The sequence below is a fragment of the Filimonas zeae genome (assembly GCF_014641615.1).
Classification (GTDB): Bacteria; Bacteroidota; Bacteroidia; order Chitinophagales; family Chitinophagaceae; genus Filimonas; species Filimonas zeae.
The window spans coordinates 264,346-285,407 of record NZ_BMIB01000003.1; the positions used below are offsets into that span (position 1 = coordinate 264,346).

The window sequence follows — 21,062 nt, forward strand, 5'->3', positions numbered from 1 at the left end:
TCCATCATTTTTTGAACCGTACCTTATGATACCATTTCTACATCTGCGTTGTAAACGCTTATTTGTGCTGTGTTTTGTATTGTGTTGCCTGGCAAAAGCCAACGCGCAAACCCTTAATGCCGGTGATATTGTAATGACTGGCTGGAACACCTACACCAACACAGTTAGCTTTGTAAACCTGGTAACCATACCCGGCGGAACGGTGATTAGAATTACCGATTACGGATGGAATAATTCTACACAAACGTTTACCGGAACGGCTACAGGAGATGGGGTAATTACCTGGACTACTGCCTCTGTCTTTCCGGCAGGCACGTTGTTTTCCATGCGTTTTCAGCAAAAAAACTCAGATCCCCTCAGTGGCCCCCGGCTGGCGAATAATTCCACAGGTGATAGCTTAAACTCGCAGATTACGGCTGTAGTGGGTTACACATTAACCGATCCTGTCACCAATACAGGCGATGGGATATTTATTTTCCAGGGGGCCGAGAATAATCCTTTTTTTATTTATGGGTTTAACAATACCCAAGATGGTGCTGTGGATGCTACAGGATGGAATACGGTGGTATCCCAGAGTTTGCGTGATTCCAACTTTCCCGATGGCAATGGCAGTCAGAATACCCTTACCAAGGGTACCACTGCGGTGGGTATTACAGGGGGCGCTGGCTTTCAGCGTAACGTGCAGTATAATGGGCCTACCACTGCAGCAGATAAAGCTGCCTGGCTAGCCCGCTTAAACGACAGGAGTAACTGGACAGGGGATAATACCTCGCCTGGTTCTACTACCAATGGTATCTCAACTACTTCTACTACATTAAATATCAATGCTGCTCCTGTTTTTGCAAGAACATCACCTGCTACGCTTTCTTATTGTGCAAACGGAGGAGTGGTGAATGTAAATGCTTTATTAAAAGGTTATGACGTCAATACCGGGCAAACCCTTAGCTGGACTGTAACTACCGCCCCGGCACATAGTACCCTGGGTGGTTTCCCTTATTCCGCTTCTTCTACCGGAGACAGTGTAACTCCAGCGGGATTAACCCTTACGCCTGCGGCAGGCTATTCCGGACCGGATGCGTTTGTAATTAATCTTTCTGATGGAATAGTCAGTACCTCTTTAACCGTCAATGTTACGGTGAATGCGGCACCCGCTGTAGCTGCTATTACGGGCACTAATACGGTGTGTGCAGGCGCTACTACCCAATTGTCCAACACCACTTCCGGAGGTAGCTGGAGCAGCAGTAATACGGCTGTGGCTACGGTTGATGCCAGTGGTTTGGTAACCGGTTTGGCTGCGGGCACTTCTACCATTACTTATACTTATAACAATGGAGTCTGTAGTAATACAGCTACTGCATCCGTTGCTGTAAATGCATTACCTGCGGTAGCGGCTATTACCGGTACCACTACGGTTTGTTCCGGCTTAACTACCCAGTTGGCTGATGCCACTACCGGCGGCAGCTGGAGCAGCAGTAATACTGCTGTAGCCACCGTGGATGCCAGTGGTTTGGTAACGGCTGTAACGGCAGGCACTGCTACTATCTCTTATGCCTATAGCAATGGAACGTGTAGTAATACTGCCAGCGCTACTGTTACTGTAAACGCTACGCCAGCTGTAGCCGCCATTACGGGCACCACTTCCGTATGTGCGGGTTTAACTACTCAGCTATCAAACGTTACTACGGGTGGCAGCTGGAGCAGCAGCAATACTGCTGTGGCAACTATTGATACCAGTGGCCTGGTAACCGGCGTAGCTGCGGGTACTGCCACTATTACCTATACTTATAACAATGGAAGCTGTACTAATACTGCCACTGCTACGGTAACTGTAAACGCATTACCTGCGGTGGCTGCCATTACCGGTACTACCACTGTTTGCACCGGTTTAACAACGCAACTGGCTGATGCTACTACGGGTGGCAGCTGGAGCAGCAGTAATACCGCCGTGGCTACAGTAGATGCAAGTGGCCTGGTAACAGGCGTAACAGCCGGATCAGCCACTATTACTTATACTTATAATAACGGCACCTGTAGCAATACCGCTACTGCTGCTGTTACGGTAAATGCAACTCCCACAGTGGCCGCTATTACCGGTACTACTGCCGTATGTGAGGGATTAACCACGCACTTGGCAAACGCTACTGCCGGCGGTAGCTGGAGCAGCAGTAATACGGCTGCGGCAACAATTGACGCCAGTGGTTTGGTTACTGGTTTGCTGGCCGGAACAACAACTATTACTTACACTTATAATAACGGAAGTTGTACTAACACTGCTACTGCAAAGGTTACGGTAAATGCGTTGCCAACAGTAGCCGCTATTACCGGCACTACTACCGTTTGTGCAGGCCTTACCACTCAATTAGCAGATGCTACTACCGGTGGCAGCTGGAGCAGCAGTAACATTGCTGTGGCAACTATTGATGCCAGTGGGCTGGTAACTGGTGTAGCCGCAGGCACAGCCACTATTACCTATACTTATAATAATGGAACCTGCAGCAATACGGCTACTACTTCTGTAACCGTAAATGCACTACCCACGGCGGCCGCTATAACGGGTACAACTACGGTGTGTGCCGGTTTAACTACCCAGTTAGCAGATGCTACTGCCGGTGACAGCTGGAGCAGTAGTAATACAGCCGTGGCAACTATTGATGCCAGTGGTCTGGTAACTGGTATCGCCGCAGGTACAACCACCATTACCTATACCTATAATAATGGTACTTGTAGCAATACCGCTACCGCTACGGTAACTGTGAATGCGTTACCAGCTGTGGCCGCTATTACAGGCACTAACAGCGTATGTGTGGGATTAACTACTCAGTTGTCTAACGCTACTGCCGGTGGCAGCTGGACCAGTAGTAATACCGCTGCGGCAACAGTTGACGCCAGTGGTCTGGTTACTGGTGTAAGTGCAGGCACAAGTACTATTACCTATACCTATAATAACGGAACCTGCAGTAATACCGCCACCACTACGGTAACTGTGAATGCGTTGCCAGCTGTGGCAGCAATTACGGGCACTGCCAGTGTATGCGCGGGTTTAACCACACAGTTATCTGATGCTACCACTGGTGGCAGCTGGAGCAGTAGTAATACGGCTGTGGCAACTATTGATGCCAGTGGCCTGGTTACGGGTGTAAGTGCAGGCACAAGTACTATTACCTATACCTACAATAACGGAACCTGTAGCAATACGGCTACTACTTCTGTAACCGTAAATGCATTACCAACCGTGGCCGCGGTTACGGGTACAACTACGGTGTGTGTGGGTTTAACCACTCAATTAGCCGATGCTACTGCCGGTGGCAGCTGGAGCAGTGATAATACAGCTGTGGCAACGGTAGACGCCAGTGGTCTGGTAACAGCAGTTTCAGCGGGTACAGCCACTATTACTTATACTTACAATAACGGAACCTGTAGCAATACCGCTACTGCCAGCGTAACAGTGAATGCCTTGCCGGTGGTGGCTGCTATTACCGGTACTACCACTGTGTGTGCGGGTTTAACCACGCAATTGTCTGATGCTACCGCCGGAGGCAGCTGGAGCAGCGGTAATACTGCTGTGGCAACTATCGATGCCAGTGGCCTGATAACCGGTGTTGTTGCAGGCACAAGCACCATTACCTATACTTATAATAATGGAACCTGTACCAATATAGCCGCCACTACGGTAACTGTGAATGCGTTGCCAGCTGTGGCAGCTATTACGGGTACTACCAGTGTATGTACGGGTAGTGCCTCTCAATTATCTGATGCTACCACCGGTGGCAGCTGGAGTAGTGATAATACCGCCATTGCAACAGTGGACGCCAGTGGCCTGGTAACCGGTGTATCTGCCGGAACTGCCACTATTACTTATACTTATAATAACGGAACCTGTAGCAATACAGCTACTGCAACTATTACGGTAAATGCATTGCCTGTGGTAGCCGCTATTACCGGTACTACTTCTGTATGTGCCGGTTTAACTACTCAATTGGCAAATGCTACTACTGGTGGCAGCTGGAGTAGCAGCAATACTTCTGTGGCAACGGTAGATGCCAGTGGCCTTGTAACTGGTGTTTCTGACGGAACAGCCACTATTACTTATACTTACAATAACGGCACCTGTAGCAATACCGCCACTGCCAGCGCAACAGTAAATCCATTGCCTGTTGTGGCCGCTATTACCGGTACTACTTCTGTATGTGCTGGTTTAACCACGCAGCTGGCTGATGCTACCGCCGGAGGCAGCTGGAGCAGCAATAATACTGCTGTGGCAACAGTGGATGCCGGTGGTTTGGTAACTGGTGTTTCTGCCGGAACTGTAATAATCACGTATAGTTATAACAACGGTACCTGTAGCAACGCTTCAACGGTAGCTGTTACCGTAAATGCGCTGCCTGTATTGGCTGCCATTACGGGTACTACCACTGTATGTGCCGGACTTACTACACAACTGTCTGATGCTACCACAGGTGGTAGCTGGAGTAGCAGCAATACCGCTGCGGCTATTGTTAACAGCAGTACGGGGGTGGTAACGGGTGTATCTGCCGGAACTGCTGCTATTACCTATACTTATAATAACGGCACCTGTACCAATTCAGTAACTACTACGGTTACGGTAAATGCGCTGCCAGCGGTAGCGGCTGTTACCGGATCAACAACGGTGTGTGCCGGATTAACTACGCAGCTGGCCAATGCTACGGCAGGCGGCAGCTGGAGCAGTGGTAATACAGCGGTAGCTACAGTAAACGCTTCCAGTGGCCTGGTAACAGGTGTGGCAGCAGGAACTGCGGTTGTTACGTATAGCTTTAACAATGGAACCTGTAGCAACAGTGCTGCAACAACCATTACGGTTAACGCTTTACCAGTGCTGGCTGCTATTACCGGTACCACTACTGTATGTACCGGGTTAACTACGCAGCTGGCTAATGCTACTGCCGGTGGCAGCTGGAGCAGCAGTAACACAGCCGTGGCTACGGTTAACAGCAGTACAGGTTTGGTAACCGGTGTTGCTGCCGGAACCGCTACGATCACGTATACCTATAGTAACGGAACCTGTACCAATGCCGTTACTGCAACCGTTACGGTTAATACCAGGCCGGTAACACCGGTGATTACGCCGGGTGGTGCATTAAGCTTCTGCCTGGGATCGAGCGTTACGCTTACTTCTTCCTCCGCTACGGGCAACCAGTGGTTTAATAATGGAATAGCTATAGCAGGAGCAACCGGCAGTACGTACGCTGCTACCGCCAGTGGTATTTACACGGTGCGTGTAACCAATGCATCCGGTTGTTCGGCAGTGTCGGCTCCGCAGATTGTGGTAGTGTTTACATTACCTACGGCTATTGTTACTGTAAACGGGCCGCTGGGTATATGCGCAGGTGGTAATGTGGTGTTCACTTCCGCTTCCGCCACCGGTAATCAATGGTACCTGAATGGTGCGCCTGTTTCCGGTGCCACCGCACAGTCTTACACGGCAACTGCGGCTGGTTCTTATTCACTTACCGTAACCAATAGCAGTGGTTGTACGGCTACCTCATTGCCTTTTGTAGTTACTGTTAACCCATTACCAGTATTGACTGTAACCAGTGAGGCAGGTTCCATTTCCAAAGGTGATGTAACCCGCTTGTCGGTAACTTCCAGCACTACTATTGCAGCAGCCAGCTGGACGCCGACAGCATCGCTGAACTTCCCGCTAAGCACTTCGCCAACGGCCCGTCCGCTCGAAACCACACAATACACTGTTGCAGTAACAGATATTGCGGGTTGTAAGGCTACAGGTAATGTAACCATACAAGTGGTGGAAGACTTTAAGTTAACCCCACGTGTAATCATTACACCGAATGGTGATGGTGTTAACGACAAGTTTATCATTGATAATATTGATGCCTATCCGGATAATACGTTACGCATCTTTGACCGCAGCGGTAAACTGATATACGAGAAAGAAAATTACCGTAACGATTGGGAAGGACGAACAGGCCTGCGTGCATTCCAGGACGACACTTATTTCTATGTGTTAACGGTGAAAGGCAGGATTATTAAAAAGGGAACTATTACACTTGTCCGTTAACAGTATTGTAAAACAAGCAAATCAGGAAGTATGAAAAAGTATATAATTGGGATAGTGCTGATCAGTTGCCTAAGCTTACAAGGCAAAGCACAATTGTACTATAACAACCAGGCAGCCCGTTTTTTCCGTAACAACTATCTGGCTAACCCTGCATTTGCAGGCAGCCGCAACCAGCCATTTTTATATGGTCTGGTAAACCGCAGCTGGATAGGGTTTGACGGTGCACCTACCTTAATACAGTTTGCCGGAGATCTTCCTTTTGGTGCGCACTCCGGTGCGGGCCTTCAGGTAGCTTCCGACAAAAGCGGTGTGCTGCAACGTACGTATGCTAAACTGAGTTATGCCTATAAGATAAAATTGGGTGGCCCTTCGGAATGGATAAAGCTGGGCTTTTCCTTAACCGGCTATCGCCAGCGTTTGGATAATACTGCTATTACAGATGGAGGTGCTATTGACCCTACTGCAAAAGCGTTTAATGATCAGGATTGGCATGTTGACGGAGATTTTGGTGCCGTTTACCAAACAGAAGGGTTTCAGTTTAGTGCAACCGCTTTTAACCTGCGTCGTTGGTTTCCTCCATTAAACAAACAGCCTGTAGATTTAGAAACAGTGGCTTGTATGGCGTCTTATGCTTTTCAAACTTCCAGCAATATTGAGTTAAAGCCATTGCTCTCTGCCCGTTTTTTCACCAAATCTAACTGGGTGGCAGCAGTAGGTGGTCAGTTTACGTACGATCACCTGTTTCATGCCAGTGCTGTTTGGCAAAACACCGGAAGCATTTGTGGAACACTGGGTTTTATGGTAAAGCAATTGGGTGAATTAAACTTTACCTATGCTTCCAATAATAAGCAGGGATATGGGCAGCAGTATGAAGTAGGGTTGGGGGTAGCCTTGCCTGGTAAGAAATTAAACGAGGTAAAGCAGAAATAGTTAACGATAATGGTAAGTTAGCCCCATAGCTGGTGGTTGCCAGTAAGGGGCTGGCTGCCTCTTGCGGAGTTTCGGAATATGAATTAGTGAAAGCTTTGCCTGAACTCCAGTGGTGATTTAGGTTAGACATTGAGGTCTGTTAAATGGCATAAAACCTGCCTTTATTTTGAGAAACCGGATTTTTCTATAACTGGTAGCCGAATGCCAAGCTTGTATACTTTGCAATAAGCTGCAACACTTTCTGCTTTTCTCAGAAGGTTGCTTAGTGAGTAGCTGAAGTCGATGGCATTCATATCCGGATACATAATAAGGCAGGCTATATTCTCTGCAGCCTTTGCAGCCAATTGGTTTCGTACTTTGTTTAATCTTGCGTATCCGGCAACTTGCCGGATATCCTGATGTATCTGTCCCTTTTGATACTGCAGCTTGTACTTGGCATCTATCACTAATTCGCAACCAGGCTTCGAGATCAATACGTCCAGCACATTGCCATATGTGCTGAACTGGTAATGAATATAATCTTTATCCTGGGGATTTGCTTTTAACAATTGTGTGTAGCAGTATAGCTCAAAGAGCCGTGGCATATCAATCCAGAAAGGAGGTGTTTTTATTTCTTTATTGGCCGTTTCCGAAAGATTGTATGCAAATTTTCTGAGGATTTGTCTGCCAACGGCAATTGCTTCTTTGTATTCTTTAAAGAAGGCGCTGTATCGTACCTGCTTCAATTGGTCTTCATTCAACTCATTGCCAATTTGTTCAAATGCCGGACGGCAGTAGTTTGTCAGGTGTGTTATTGTTGTGAGATTATCTCCTGTAAACAGGGATTTGTTATTTTCTATGTAGCTGACGGCAAAACGAAGTACTTTTTTCAGGAAGCGGTTTTCGATATTGTCGGCGCCAAACACCTGGTATTCACAGAAAGTTTGTAAGGAGCGGCTTTTAAGTATGTTTTGTTTAATGTTTGATCCAACCAGTATTTTGCCTTTGATTGTGTTAGTCAGATTTTTTTGCACTTTGTAATACGACTTTTTCAGTCCCTTACGCACAATAACTTTCAGTAGTTGTAGAAACTGTATAATCAGGAAGGGCGTAAGCCGGTCTTCCTGTTGTGTTACCGGTATTTGTGAAGTGTTCCAATCAATCAGTACAAGGTTTTCTGTATAGCGGGAGGGGAGCCCGGCAGCCATGATGTCCAGTAGTATTTTGAGGTAATCAATTTCCTGATATTCAACAGGGGGGAGGTTGTAATTCGGGCTCTCCAGACTCATTTCAGGGTCGGGGTCGTTGGTTGTTGCGTCAAAAATAGCTGCTAGTTTGGTATTGATTTTGGGTTCTACCTGTATCACTTTTTTTTCTTTAACCAGCCAGTCTACGCCAACATAGTAATCAGCTGTGAGAGAGAAAGTTTGCGCATTTTTCTGCTGTATCAAAAAAGGGTAAATGTTCCGTCCGCGCTCACGTTTAAACACGCGAATGTTATCCGGGTTAACCCTGGCAAAGATTTCTTCACTCAACGCCAGAGTATTTATTCCATCTCCGGCAATAGAATGGTATACCTCCACGCTGGCATGCTCTGTAAGTAGTATCTTCATGATACTTATTGTTTCAGGCTGATTATGTAGTTTTTGACATCCATTTGGGCTACAGTGCCGTTTAATATCCCATCCTTTACATATTCAAGCAATATCGGAACCACTTCATAAGTCATTTTCAACCGGAATAATTCATCTCTTTCCTCTATTGATGGAGCATCCTGCTTTTTTACAATGAAATAACTGTGACCTACCTGTACATCCTTTGCTTCAAACTCAGGGCTTACATTATTGCTATTAAACAACGCAGCTACTTTTGTGAAGCCTGCGGTGTTGAAGTATATTTCTTCATCTTCTTCCAATGCTTCCGGCAGCACATCTACAAAGGCAAACCTCCTTCTGATAGCGTAATCAATATGTCCTACACTGCGGTCTGCGGTATTCATGGTGCCGATAATGTAAAAGTTGGGCGGTAATACCAGCTGTTTATCGCCATCTATTGCATACATGCTGTTTACTGGTTTGTTCCGGTACTCCAGTCCGTAAATCAGCTCGCCCAAAACAGATGAAAGATTAGCACGATTAATTTCGTCTATAATGAGGACGTAGTTTTTTAGTTTTGTTTCAACAACTTCTGTTTGCGATGGCAGTGGGTGTTTTTTCAGATATTCATAGTACATGTCCACTATCCGGATAAAATAACTTGAGTGTTGCTTTGTAAGCTCCTGCAGATCGGGGATGTTTTTAATCTGCGATCGTTCTTTTACTCCGGAGGCAATAATTTTCTCCAATTCTGAATACTTCATGTTTAGCCCGTTTTTATGGGCTATCCAATTGTCGCCTTTGTACTTAAATTTCTTATCATCAGGTTCGAACAGATAAACCTGGTCGGTCAGGGATAATTTTTGCTCTTTACTTTCCGCAATCTGTTCTTTGATATCATCAATGAAAAGTTGAAAATGGCTTATGTTTACTTCTGCGGTTGGTTGAGAAGTCGACTGGTTAAGAGCAAAATTCTGGTAGGCTTCCTCTGCAATTTGAGCCAGTATTTTGTTTTCTGCATTGTAAACAATTCCCTTGTCATCGGGGTCGGGTTTTGCTACTAATCCTCTTACAAAATCTTCGTAGCTGTAGGAAGGGTGAAACTGTATAATTTTACAGTCTTTAGTGTTTTCAGATGTTGTGGTTGCATTTAGTTTGCCGTACAGAAATTTGGCAACTGCTGCACTATAAGAATTGGCGCCGTTAATAATCACTCCCTCTTTTTCCCATGCCTTCTGTTCATACATATTAACAATGTCGTTATACGGGGCTGTATATTCCTTGCCTTCTGAGTTTTCAACCCGTACGCCGTTTCCATTTACTCCCAGTATCCTAAAATTCAATTTGGTTTTTGCGGTGGGTATGCTGGTCTGGTTTTGGCAATTTGCGGTTATAATTTCCTTTGTCAATCCAGATGTGCTGTTAGCATCAGTCAGCATTTGGGCTATTTCCTTTGCTAATCTGGTCTTACCTGTGCCTGGAGGTCCTTGTAGGATAATCTGCTTTTTATATTTTAACAGGGCGCTGATCTCTGCAATTTTATCCTCACTCATATCATTATTCGGTGCTTTGTTGGAATGTGTAAAGTCGTGCTCTTCATAAACCTGCCAGGGATATGTTATGATTTGGTAGCCATCATCAGTTTGAAGCGCTTTTTTAAAAAGCTGTTGCATCTGGTAGCTGTTTTCAAACCAGGTGGGCTTCCATTCTATCTCAGGCTCTGCTACATGTTTAGTCAATAAAGCATACAACTCCCATAGCTTATGCTGATTGACTATGGTACACAAAAGCTGAGGCTGCAACCCGGCTATCAGCCGATTGGTTGCGGCTCGTCTGTCGAAATTTGTATATTCACGTATTTGGGTCTTCAGCTCGTTATATACTTCATATTGCGGGTTATATTGTTCCTGAGCAATTTTCTGCAGCAAAGGGGCAATCTCATCCCAATGTGTTTTAATTGCTTCTTTCTCCTTATTTGTAAAGTATCCCTGTTTTAGTGACGAAACGCATTGATCAGAGGATTTTATGAAAAACTCATGAAATACATCCTGATTCCAATTTTCCCAATGGGAGCCGCTGGCTGCTTCTTTTATAAATTCAGGAACGAACTTTTTATAATTCGCTTGCCAGTCTGTCCATACATTGATGCCCTTACATATATTTTCCAGTGTTCGCCTTTCCATATTGAATGTTCTCAAATTTATAAAAAATCTGTAGAGGCTCCAATCCTTTCTCCTGTTAACAGTACTTCTGATATCCAGCTTGAGCAACTTTAAACTGCGGTTGTTTTTTACCGAAAGCTTTGCCTGAACTCCAGTGGTGATAACTGTGTTTTTATTTTAAACAATCTGCTGAACGATTGAGGCCTGTCAAACCCCAGCTCGTAGGCTATTTCGCTTACAGACAGGTTGGTGGTGGAAAGCTTCTCTTTGGCCTTTTCAATAACCCGGTTGTGAATATGCTCCTGCGTACTTAGCCCGGTTAGTGATTTTAGTAATCCGCGTAAATAGCCGGGCGACACATGAAGATGTTGGGATATATACTCCACGCCAGGCAGGCCGTTTTTTGTCAGTTCACCGCTTTCAAAATAATCTGTGAGCAGTTTTTCCAGCCTATCCAGTATCTGGTGATTGCTTTTTTTGCGGGTAATAAACTGGCGGTTGTAAAACCGTTCTGAGTAGCTCAGCAGTGTTTCCAGTTGTGAAACGATAATCTGCTGGGTGAATTTGTCAATGTTGTTTTGGTATTCCCGGTGTATGTTTTCAATAATGGCGTTGATAATGGTTTCTTCTTTTTCGGAAAGAAAAAGGGCTTCGTTTACGGAGTAATCAAAAAAATCGTACTGTTTAATAGCCTTGGCCAGTGAGGTATTCCAGAGAAAATCAGGGTGAATTAATAGCAGCCATCCGGTGTGCTGTGGAGGCTGCTGTTCGTTTCCGGAAATGCTGAACACCTGGTTGGGGGCTATGAAAAACAATACGCCCCGGTCAAAATCGTATTCCTGCTGGCCGTATTTTATTTTGGTGTTGGTGGTCCTTTTGAGGGAGATAGAATAGAACTGCTGTGTCCAGCTGGTTGCATCCGGCAGTCGGGTAACAACACTGTAATCGATAATACTGATTAAGGGGTGCTCCGGTGCGGGAAGCCCCCTTAACTGGTGAAACTCTTGTATGGTTTTAATATGGTATGGTAGCTTGTTGCTCATACAGTGCTATTGCTTATTGCTGATGAAAACCGGCGGCAAACTCCGTTGCGTAATCTTCCAGTTTCACTTTACCCAAAACAGGTTTATTGGTTATAAAATCTTCCTGCAGCAACCCGTTGTGAATGGCCAGCCCCAGTTCTACAAAGTTCATAGCTGTATTTTCCGGCATTCCGTTTTGCAGCAGCGGTTGCAGCACCTGTTCTTTTTCCAAAGTAAGCCATTTAAGGTCAGGAATGCCAATTGCTTTTCCCAGCACCGCGGCAATTTCATTACAGGTTCTTTCATCACTGGCCACGTAGCGTACGGGATTGTGCACGTTGGTAGCCAGTATTTCTTCCGCAGTGGCAGCAGCAATATCAGTGGGGGCCACCAGCGGAAAACTGTCGTTACCGCCGTATACGCTACCTATAAAACCGGCCGCTTTAATCATACCCGTAAAATGCAGCAGGTTATAGTAAAAATAGCCTGGCCGTATATGCGTAAGCTGTATTTGCGGCAGTGCATTCAGCAATTGCTCTACTTTATAGGAACCGGTAATAAAACCCGTACCTGACGAAAGGTGCGCACCAAAGCTGCTTAAATGGAATACCCTTTTTACGCCGGATTGCTGAATGGCCTGGGCATAGCAGCTACCCACTGTTTCATAGTAAGCAATAACATCGGGCGCTGCATAGTTAGGTGGCACCATGCAATACACCATATCTGCGCCGGTAAAGGTGCTGGTTAAAAAAGCAGCATCGGTTACCTGGCCAATGGCTGCTGTGGCACCCAGCGCCTCAATAGGGCCCTGCTTTTGCGGGTTGCTGCTTATTAGGGTTACGGTATGCCCTTTTTGTATCAGCGCTGTTGCCAGCGGCTTGCTAATATGCCCCAGTGAGCCTGTAATAACAATTTTCATTTTGTAGCTATTTAATGCTGCAAAGTTGTGTGGTGGTAAAAAAGCAGCTGTAACAACATCGACTGTTGTTGTTGCAAAAACGCATGTTTCCGCATAAAAATGCAACTTATCTTTTTCTCCGGCGAGCTGGCGGAAATGCTCAGCCAACTCGCCAGAGCGCTTAGGAAGCTCGCTGAAATGTCCGGTCAGTTGGCTGAACACTCTGGTGAGTTTCCTGAACGCTCCGGTAACTATCCTGACATTCCAGGGAGCTGGCGGAAATATCCAGACAGTTGTCTCGTCATTCCGCAGAGTTGGCTGAAGAGGCCAGAGAGTTGTCTGAGCATTTCAGAGAGTTGTCTGAAATGGCCAGCAGGTTGGCGGAAATGATCGGCGAGTTGGTGGATTAAATTGTTAAGTTGGGTAATTGGGGGCGCGAGCTTTGCCGGGAGTTAGATGGGGGTCTGTTAGAGAGGTGGCCAACTGTACGGTTCATCCGCACAGCTATCCCGATCAATCGTACATATGTCTCACTGAACCGGATAGCTGTCTGACTCATCCGTACAACTATCCCGATGAGTGGGACAGCTATCCCGATCATCCGTACACATGTCGCACTGAACCGGACAGCTGTCTGACTCATCCGTACAGCTATCCCGATGAATGGGACAGCTACGCCGATCTTCCGTACATATGTCGCACTGAACCAGACAGCTGTCTGACTCATCCGTACAGCTATCCCAATGAGTGAGACAGTTATCCCGATCATCCGTATATATTTAGCACTGAACCGAACAGTGACGAAACTACTTAGCAACCCGTGCCTCCCCATCATCCGGCAAATCTCCCCCTACGGCAGCACCTCAAAAAGAAAGAATTGCGTCTTCTCGTCCTTATTAAAATTATTATCACTCACCAGCACCAGCGAGCGGTGTCCGTTAGGCAGTACCGGCCCCCAGGTAATTCCCTCTATATTATCTATATACCGGTTCAGGCTTTCGGTATTCAGCAGCAGCTTTTTAGTAACCGGCTGAAAGTTTTTATCCTCCAAAAGGGATGCTACTGCGGTAACGTTGGTAGCCTTTTCCAGGTTTACCAGATAAAGGCGTACGGTAAAGCCTACGCCATCTGTAAAAGAGCGTTCAATGGTTATCAGCTCGTGTGTATTAATGGCCAGTATTTCAGATATACCGTTTACGGAAAATTTACCGGCCGCAAGCGGAGCGTGGGCTATCGGTTCCAGCGGGTAGGCGTATTGGGCGGTGCATTTTCCGGTAGTCATATCCCATTGTAACAGTCTGGTATAACTGCCGGCAGTGGGTGTGGCACGCGGGCCATCTTCATACAACGGCTCTTCCATAGCGGCAAACAGAACCCGGTAGCTATCCGCAAAAGAAAGGCCTTCCAGTGTGCCGTTCTGGCGTGTGCCTTTTTCGGTGGGCTGCATGCGAAAGCGGGCGGGTAGCTCCAGGCTGTCTGTGCACTGGCCCTGTGCGTTGGTAATATAAATAGCGGGGTGTATCAGCACGGTGTCGCCACTTTTTACCCGGCGTTCGCCTTCGCTGCTCCAGAACCACTGTTTATTAACGGGGTGGTAGCGGATAGATTCGGGGTCGGGCGTGGGGCCGCCGCCCTGTTTAAGGCTGGGGTATGGGCGGCCATTGGGCTGGCGCAGGGTGGTAACGGCCAGCAGCTGTACGCTGTCTATGCCTTTGGTGTTAAAGGGTATGGCGGCGGTGTAGTAGCGGGCGTAGTTGCTGTCGCTACGGTCGTCGCAAATAAGGTAGTATTGGTGGGTGGCGGCTTTGTAGTCAATGCCGGAGAGGCCGCCCACAGCGGTTTGGTTAAACTGGCGGGGGCAGGGCAGTACATATTCGTTCAGTAACTGCAGGCTGGCAATGGTGGTGCCGGAAGCCGAACCGGCTGCCTGCCTGTGGGCAGCGCAGCCGGTTGCGGTAACAAGGGTAAGATATACTATAAAGCTTCTCATGTTAATATCCTTCGTTTTTTGTATAGCCCGCCAAATCTAACTCAGTTTGCGGAATTGGATAGTATAACAAATAGTTACGACTGTTAAGGGCAGGCAGCAGATCGGTACGGTTGGTGCGCTTAATATCGTACCACCAGTAGCCTTCGGCATAAAACTCGCGGCGGCGCTCGTTCAGCAGCAGGCTTTGCAGGCCGGTGGCGTTCAAGCCGGTAAGATAGGCGGCGGTGGGTGTTGTTTGGTAACGGGCGGCAAAGTACGGGGCCAGGGTGGCTGCGGCGGCGCTGCCTGCGCCCTGTGCTTCGGCTTTAATCAGGTATATTTCTGCAAGGCGGCTCACCACAATAGGGGTGTAGGCGGCGCTGGTAGTGCTTACCAACTGCTGGCCGCTGATGCCGTTGGGGAATTTGATAATGCGGTTATTATCTGCAGAAAACGTGGCTGCTTTTCTTTTATCACCTGCGGCGGCTTCGTTATCGGCAAACAGGGTAGTGTACTGATCGCTGGCAGGGGAGTAGCCCCAGGAGCCATCAATATCATTCACCTGCTGGTAAAACAGGTGCGGGTTGGCGGCGGTGTTGTTGGCCAGGGCAAAAATCAGCTCTCTGGCGGTGCTGCCGGCTACAAACTGGCTGGCATAGGCGGTGGCATCGGCAGAAAGGGTAAAGCCGCTAGTGGTGTAGCTCAGCACCTTATCGGCATAGGCAATGGCGTTGGCATTGTCTTTAGTAGCCAGGTATACGCGGGCAGCCAGTGCTTGTACGGCCTGGGTGCTTACATAAAAACGGTCGCTGTAGTTGGCTACCAGTTTTTCGGCGCTGGTAAGGTCGGCCTTTATCAGGTCCCAGGTGGTCTCTTCGGTAGAGCGCTGCACTACATCGTAGGTTCTTTTGGTTAACAGCGGCATGCCTCCCCAGCGGGCGGCCAGGTGGTAATAGACAAGTGCGCGAAAGTACAGGGCTTCTCCTTTAATGGTGGCGAAGCTGGCGGGTTGCGGATTGTTGTCGATGGTTTCCAGCAAAAAGTTGATTTTGTTCAGTGCCAGAAAAGCGGTTTGCCACATGGTGGCAATAGCGGCATCGGAGGGCGACATATTTACATAGTCGCTGCTCATGGTAAAGCCGGGGCCGCCTTTCAGGTTACCGGCCTTAATATCAAAATCAAACCAGAAAGTAAACAGCACGTTTTCCATTTGCGAGTACATGCCTACGCGCAGGGTGTTAATGTCGTTGCTGTTGAGTGCCTCCTGCGGTATCTGGTCTTTGGGGCGTATGCCATCCAGCTGCTTGCTGCAGCTGCTGCAAACGGCCATCAGTAAAACTGCAATAGAAAGTATATTCTTTTTCATATAAGATTGCCTGGGAGTGATCAGAATTTAATGTTTACACCTACCATATAAGTACGCAGGGCGGATTGCAGGCCAAAGTCTACACCATAGTTGCTATCGCCCGGTGTGGTTACAAAACTCTGTTCAGGGTCGTAACCGGAGTAGCCGGTAAAGGTGAACAGGTTATCGGCCGTTATATAAATGCGTATGTTGTCCATCTTCCATTTTTGCGTAAGCGTGGCGGGCAGGGTGTAAGCCAGTGTTACGGTTTTTATGCGGAAGAAAGAGCCGTTTTCGAGAAAGCGGGTGCTGGCCATGGCGTTGTAGTTATAGGTATAGCCAGAGAACACGCCTTTGCGTACGGGCCGCGGTGTGGTATTGCTGGTGCCGGGGCCGCGCCAGTAGCTGTTGGCGGCTGCCTGGCTTACGTTGTAGTATTGCTCTACGGTTTGGCCGTTTTCAATTTTAACGTTGCTCAGTGCATCGCCCAGGTGTTCTGCACCTTCGGAGTTAATACCGCGCCAGGAGGCTACTACACGGCTGCCGCTGGAAAACTGGGAGAATATATTGCACTCAAAGTTTTTCCAGCGCAGGTTGTTGGTAATACCGCCAAAAAAGTCGGGAATAGCTTTGCCTACATACTGGCGGTCTGCATCGGTAATATCACCATCGTTGTTATAATCATCATACCGCACATCGCCTGCGCGCACGCCTTTGGCAAACAGTTTCTGCGGCACCTCGCTATCGTACTGGTAAATACCCGTTTGGCGCAGCATGTAAAAGGCGCTTACGGGTTTACCGTTGATGAGGGCGTGCATTTGTCCGCCAATTTGCTCAAAGCCGGAGGCGGGTACTATATACATATCCTTGTTCTGATACAGGGATAACAGTTTGTTGCTGATGAAGCTGATGTTGGCACCGGCCGTCCATTGTACTGCAGCGGTGGTTATTTTGCCGTTGGCAGCCAGTTCCCAGCCCCTGTTTTGCAGCGAGCCTATGTTGGAAGGAATGCTGGTATAGCCGGAGGTGGCGTAAATGGGGCGACTGTACAACAGATCGGTATTTTTCTGCTGAAAGTAATCGGCCGTAAAGCTGATTCTGCCATTGAATAATTCCGCATCCACACCCACATCAAACTGGCGTGCTTTTTCCCAGGTTACGTTCTGTGCATCCTGCGATACCACAAAGCCACCCTGGTTGTTGTAGGAGCTGCCGGCGCTTACCAGCGATAAAGCGGCGTAGTTGCCTATACCTGCCAGGCTGCCCGTTACGCCGTAGCTGCTGCGCAGTTTCAGAAAGCTTATCACACGCTGTGCTGCGGGCCAGAACTGCTCGCGGGAGAGTACCCAGCCCAGCGATACGGAGGGGAAGGTGCCAAAGCGGTGATCTTTGGAAAAGCGGGAACTACCATCGCGCCGTACACTGGCGTTGAGCAGGTAGCGGCCGTCGTAATCCAGCGTAAGCCTGCCCAGGTACGATTCCAGGTTGTAGGCGTTGTAGCCGTTGCCCGCAGGATCGGCATATACCGCCGGGCCTGCATTAATAATATCCAGGTTGGAAGAAGGGTAGGCGTTGGCGGAATAGTTGCTGCTGTAAATGCCCAGCAGGTCGGAGGTGTATTTTTCGTACGAGTGGCCGGCCATAAGGGTATAGTTGAGCAGGCCTGCTTTGTTGGTATAGCTAAAGATGTTGTCGAACACATAACGCACGCCCAGGTTTCTGTTCTGTAACAATGCACCCCAGCCGGCGCTGCGGGCGCGGGCAGCCATCTGATCGGTCAGCTTTTTGCGTTCATCTATCAGGGTGCCGTAGGCGCTTATGCTGGGTGTGTATTTAAAACCTTTCAGCGGGGTAATATCCAGGCTAACGGAGCCCAGGCCTTCAAAGGTGTTGCGCGTCCATTTTTCTTCATTAATCTCCATTACGGGATTGTGGCGGAAAATATAGGTGCCGTTTACTTTATAGGTACCATCTGCCAGGTAAGGGCTGTACCAGGGCTGCTCTTCCCGCGCGTTGCGCAGCACTTTAAGGCTGGTATTGTCTTCCTCCACCAGTCTGCGTGGGGTAACAGTGCCGGAAAGGTTTACGTTTAATTTTATAGAACGGCTCAGCTCGTGGCTTATTTTAAAGCGCATGCTAAACTGGCGGTAGTTGCTGGTGTTAAGTATGCCCTGCTGGTTAAAATAACCAAAGCTGGCGTAGAGCTGTGTTTTATCGGTACCACCGGATAGGTTGGCATCTACAGACCGTATCTGTGCCTGTGAGCGGGATATGCTTTTCACCCAGTCTGTTTCCTGTATCATCCCCGGTTTGTACAGCGTAAGCGAAGTGCCTTTTTGCGCGTTGTAGTTATCAACTGCTGCCTGCATTACCTGTGTGTACTGCGCGCTGTTGGCCATTTTAATATCGTGATAAATAGTGCCGCTGCCGGTATAGGCACTTACGTTTACCTGTGTTTTACCGGGCTTGCCGTTTTTGGTGGTGATGATGATAACACCGCTGCTGGCACGGGAGCCGTAGATGGAAGCGGCAGAGGCGTCTTTCAGTACTTCTATATTCTCCACATCGTTCGGGTTAAGGTTGGGGTAAAACTCGGTAGGCGTACCATCTATTACATACAGGGGCGAGCTGTTGCTGCTAATGCTGCCTACACCGCGTACCATTACCACGGGTTTGGTACCGGGTGTACCGGCAGGGGTAATAATGTTTACACCGGAGGCACGGCCCTGTAACAGTTTCAGCGCATCGTAGGTGCCGCCTTTATCGGTATTATCGGGCTTTACAGAGCTGATGGCACCGCTTACCTGCTTTTTCTGCTGGCTGCCGTAGCCCACCACCACAATATCGTTTAAGCTGGCGCGGGCTTCTTTCAGTCGTACCAGTAAGGAATTGTCTTCCCCGCTCTTCATTTCAAAAGCAGCTATGGTATAGGTTTCATAGCCTATATGTGTAAACCGGAACTGATAGCTGGTGCCGGTTACCAGGCGTGTGGCGGTAAAAACACCTTTCTCGTCTGTTACACTGGTTTGTATGCTGGTGCTGCCTTTGGCATTAAAGCTTACGGTAACGCCTGCTATGGGTTTGCCTTTTTCTGTTAATACAATACCCTTTAGGGTTCCCGACTGCTGTGCCCGGATGGCAGTGGTGCTGAGAAACAGCAGCGCCAGCAGCAGGGTGATGGAAGTAAAGGTTCTGGATAGTGACATAATGTTTGTTTGAGTTGAGACAATAGTTGAGTAGCACCCCTTCCGGAAGAGGTGTGCGGTAACGTATAAAGCGCCTGTTTATGGTTGTTTGGTAATTACGATGTTGCTGCCGTTTTGCGTAAAGCTGAGGTTGTTGGTGGCACCGAGTATGTTCAGTATCACCTCCAGCGAGTCGCCCTGCTCCAGCGTACCTGTAAACCGCAGGGTTTGTATTTCCCGTTTGTTGTACTGAAACTGCACCTGGTAGCGGCTGCCCAGCTGTTGCAGTACCTGTATCAGCGGTGTACGGTTGTAATGGAATGCCATAGCATCGCCGGCTGGTGCAGGCGCAGCTGCTTCCGGTAAACGGTTGCTGCTTTGGCGCACCTTACACAGGTGGTGCTGCAGGCTGGTAACAGCTTCCTGGCCAGGCAGCAGGTACACGGGCTGCATGGTTTGCGCCAGGCTGCTATCTGCGCTTTGTACTACTACCTTGCCTTCCAGCAGTTTTACTATTACATTGCCTGCATCCTGCGCGTTCACCAGAAACTGTGTACCCAGTGCGGTGGTGGCAATGCCTGCGGCCGTTACGGTAAAGGGCCGTTTTTTATTTGCTGCTACGGTAAACAGCGCCCTGCCGGTTAACTGTATAGTACGTGCAGTGGCGGTAAAGCCGGGTATATAGGTAAGGCTGCTGCCGGGGTGCAGTTCTATGGTGGAATGGTCTTCCAGCACCAGATGCATCAGCGTGCGGCCGTTGTTGTGTATCTGTTTGGGTAACGCTGCGGGGGCTACCGGTGCGTTCTGCACCGTCAGCGGCTGTGCAGGGTGGGGGCGTTGGGTAAATAATACAGCCAGTACGGTTATTACCAGCAGTGAAGCGGCGGCACTCCATACCATGCTGCGCTGGTACCAGCGGCGTACAGGTGCTTCTAATGTAACCACAGGTGCTTCTGCTGCCTGCCATGCTGCGGGGGCTACACGGGCCTGTATATCCCGGAACAGCGAAGCAGACCTTTCAGCAGATAACAAGGCAGGGCTGTTGGTGCTATCCTTTTCATACGCCTCCTTCATCCATTGCTGCAAAGCAGGCTCCTGCTGCTGCAGGGCTGCCTGTAACTGCAGCTGCTCCTCCGCAGTGGCGGTGCCGTTGTTGAATTTTTCTATCAGTTGTGCTATCTGTTGCATAGTGGTATACTATGAAATAGACGCGATTGTAAAAATGGGGGTGAGGTGGTGTATTACCAAATTGTTAACCGTGGCATTACAGGTTGCTCAGCAGGTACAGGGTAAGCAACGGTAGCGCCGGGTTGCGGGCGGTAATATGCTGCCGGATATGGGCGGCAGACAATTTCAGGTAATCTTTTACTGATTCTACAGATATACCCAGTTGCTGTGCAGCCTCCTTATAACTCCTGCCTTCCAGGCGGCACAGGCGAAATACGATTTGTTTGCGGGGAGATAATTCGCTGATGGCTTCGGTAAGCAGTTCATACATATGCATATACTCCTGCTCTACGGTAGTGGGTTCTTCTGCCGGCAGTAATTCCTGAAGCGTATCGGTAATAGGGGTAAGCTTTTCTCTTACTGCTTTTTTCAGATAGTCCAGTGCTTTGTAATAACTGGCGGTAAACAGCCAGCCTGCCACGGAATGTGCAGCGGTAAGCTTGTGCCGGTTTTCCCAGAGCGATACAAATACTTCCTGTAACAGATCTTCTGCCACAGCAGCATTGTTCACCAGCCTGCATATATTGGCCATCACCGCCTGGTGATGTTCCTCGTATGCCTGCTTAAAAGCCTGCTCATTGCCCTGCTGTATTTCAATAGCAATATTCAAGAGAGTGGAAGTTTACAGGATATTGACTGGTTTTGAAAAGTAAAATTGGCTGTTTTCAGGTACAGGTTGTGTTAAGCTATGT

At 48.3% G+C, this 21,062-nt stretch carries 11 protein-coding genes; 2 read left to right on the forward strand and 9 right to left on the reverse strand.

Going from position 1 to position 21,062, the window contains the following annotated elements:
* The first annotated feature begins 25 nt into the window (after positions 1–25).
* Together IEY13_RS14105 and IEY13_RS14110 are read left to right on the forward strand one after the other, a co-directional pair.
* Positions 26–6,058 carry an Ig-like domain-containing protein gene (locus IEY13_RS14105; RefSeq protein WP_188953167.1) on the forward strand — a complete coding sequence of 2,011 codons (6,033 nt, stop codon included), beginning with the start codon at positions 26–28 and terminating at the stop codon, positions 6,056–6,058.
* Positions 6,059–6,088: 30 nt separating this feature from the next.
* The gene (locus IEY13_RS14110) at positions 6,089–6,988 is read left to right on the forward strand and encodes a PorP/SprF family type IX secretion system membrane protein (protein ID WP_188953169.1); all 900 of its coding nucleotides are present in this window, start codon (positions 6,089–6,091) and stop codon (positions 6,986–6,988) included.
* 161 nt (positions 6,989–7,149) lie between these two features.
* Here IEY13_RS14110 and IEY13_RS14115 read toward each other — a convergent pair whose 3' ends face one another.
* From IEY13_RS14115 to IEY13_RS14160, 9 genes are all read right to left on the reverse strand, one after another.
* Entirely contained in the window at positions 7,150–8,418 is a 1,269-nt protein-coding gene (locus IEY13_RS14115; protein WP_188953171.1) for a 5-methylcytosine restriction system specificity protein McrC, read from the reverse strand.
* 167 nt (positions 8,419–8,585) lie between these two features.
* Positions 8,586–10,745, reverse strand: coding sequence for an AAA family ATPase (locus IEY13_RS14120; protein ID WP_229687869.1), 2,160 nt, complete (start codon positions 10,743–10,745; stop codon positions 8,586–8,588).
* 107 nt (positions 10,746–10,852) lie between these two features.
* Positions 10,853–11,767, reverse strand: coding sequence for a helix-turn-helix domain-containing protein (locus IEY13_RS14130; RefSeq protein ID WP_188953173.1), 915 nt, complete (start codon positions 11,765–11,767; stop codon positions 10,853–10,855).
* 13 nt (positions 11,768–11,780) lie between these two features.
* Positions 11,781–12,665, reverse strand: coding sequence for an NmrA family NAD(P)-binding protein (locus IEY13_RS14135; RefSeq protein ID WP_188953174.1), 885 nt, complete (start codon positions 12,663–12,665; stop codon positions 11,781–11,783).
* An 829-nt stretch (positions 12,666–13,494) separates the two neighbouring features.
* Entirely contained in the window at positions 13,495–14,634 is a 1,140-nt protein-coding gene (locus IEY13_RS14140; RefSeq protein ID WP_188953176.1) for an esterase-like activity of phytase family protein, read from the reverse strand.
* 1 nt (position 14,635) lies between these two features.
* On the reverse strand, positions 14,636–15,979 hold the full coding sequence (locus tag IEY13_RS14145) for a RagB/SusD family nutrient uptake outer membrane protein (protein WP_188953178.1): 1,344 nt from the start codon (positions 15,977–15,979) through the stop codon (positions 14,636–14,638).
* Between the two features lie 20 nt (positions 15,980–15,999).
* Entirely contained in the window at positions 16,000–19,164 is a 3,165-nt protein-coding gene (locus tag IEY13_RS14150; RefSeq protein WP_188953180.1) for a SusC/RagA family TonB-linked outer membrane protein, read from the reverse strand.
* 78 nt (positions 19,165–19,242) lie between these two features.
* Positions 19,243–20,331, reverse strand: coding sequence for a FecR family protein (locus IEY13_RS14155; protein WP_188953182.1), 1,089 nt, complete (start codon positions 20,329–20,331; stop codon positions 19,243–19,245).
* A 76-nt stretch (positions 20,332–20,407) separates the two neighbouring features.
* On the reverse strand, positions 20,408–20,980 hold the full coding sequence (locus IEY13_RS14160) for an RNA polymerase sigma factor (RefSeq protein ID WP_188953184.1): 573 nt from the start codon (positions 20,978–20,980) through the stop codon (positions 20,408–20,410).
* Between the last annotated feature and the right edge of the window lie 82 nt (positions 20,981–21,062).

Excerpts from the sequence above, each read along its gene's own strand:
- IEY13_RS14105 (WP_188953167.1), top strand. The coding sequence starts at position 26 with ATGATACCATTTCTACATCTGCGTTGTAAACGCTTATTTGTGCTGTGT.
- IEY13_RS14110 (WP_188953169.1), top strand. The coding sequence starts at position 6,089 with ATGAAAAAGTATATAATTGGGATAGTGCTGATCAGTTGCCTAAGCTTA.
- IEY13_RS14120 (WP_229687869.1), bottom strand. The coding sequence starts at position 10,745 with ATGGAAAGGCGAACACTGGAAAATATATGTAAGGGCATCAATGTATGG.
- IEY13_RS14130 (WP_188953173.1), bottom strand. The coding sequence starts at position 11,767 with ATGAGCAACAAGCTACCATACCATATTAAAACCATACAAGAGTTTCAC.
- IEY13_RS14135 (WP_188953174.1), bottom strand. The coding sequence starts at position 12,665 with ATGAAAATTGTTATTACAGGCTCACTGGGGCATATTAGCAAGCCGCTG.
- IEY13_RS14140 (WP_188953176.1), bottom strand. The coding sequence starts at position 14,634 with ATGAGAAGCTTTATAGTATATCTTACCCTTGTTACCGCAACCGGCTGC.
- IEY13_RS14145 (WP_188953178.1), bottom strand. The coding sequence starts at position 15,979 with ATGAAAAAGAATATACTTTCTATTGCAGTTTTACTGATGGCCGTTTGC.
- IEY13_RS14150 (WP_188953180.1), bottom strand. The coding sequence starts at position 19,164 with ATGTCACTATCCAGAACCTTTACTTCCATCACCCTGCTGCTGGCGCTG.
- IEY13_RS14155 (WP_188953182.1), bottom strand. The coding sequence starts at position 20,331 with ATGCAACAGATAGCACAACTGATAGAAAAATTCAACAACGGCACCGCC.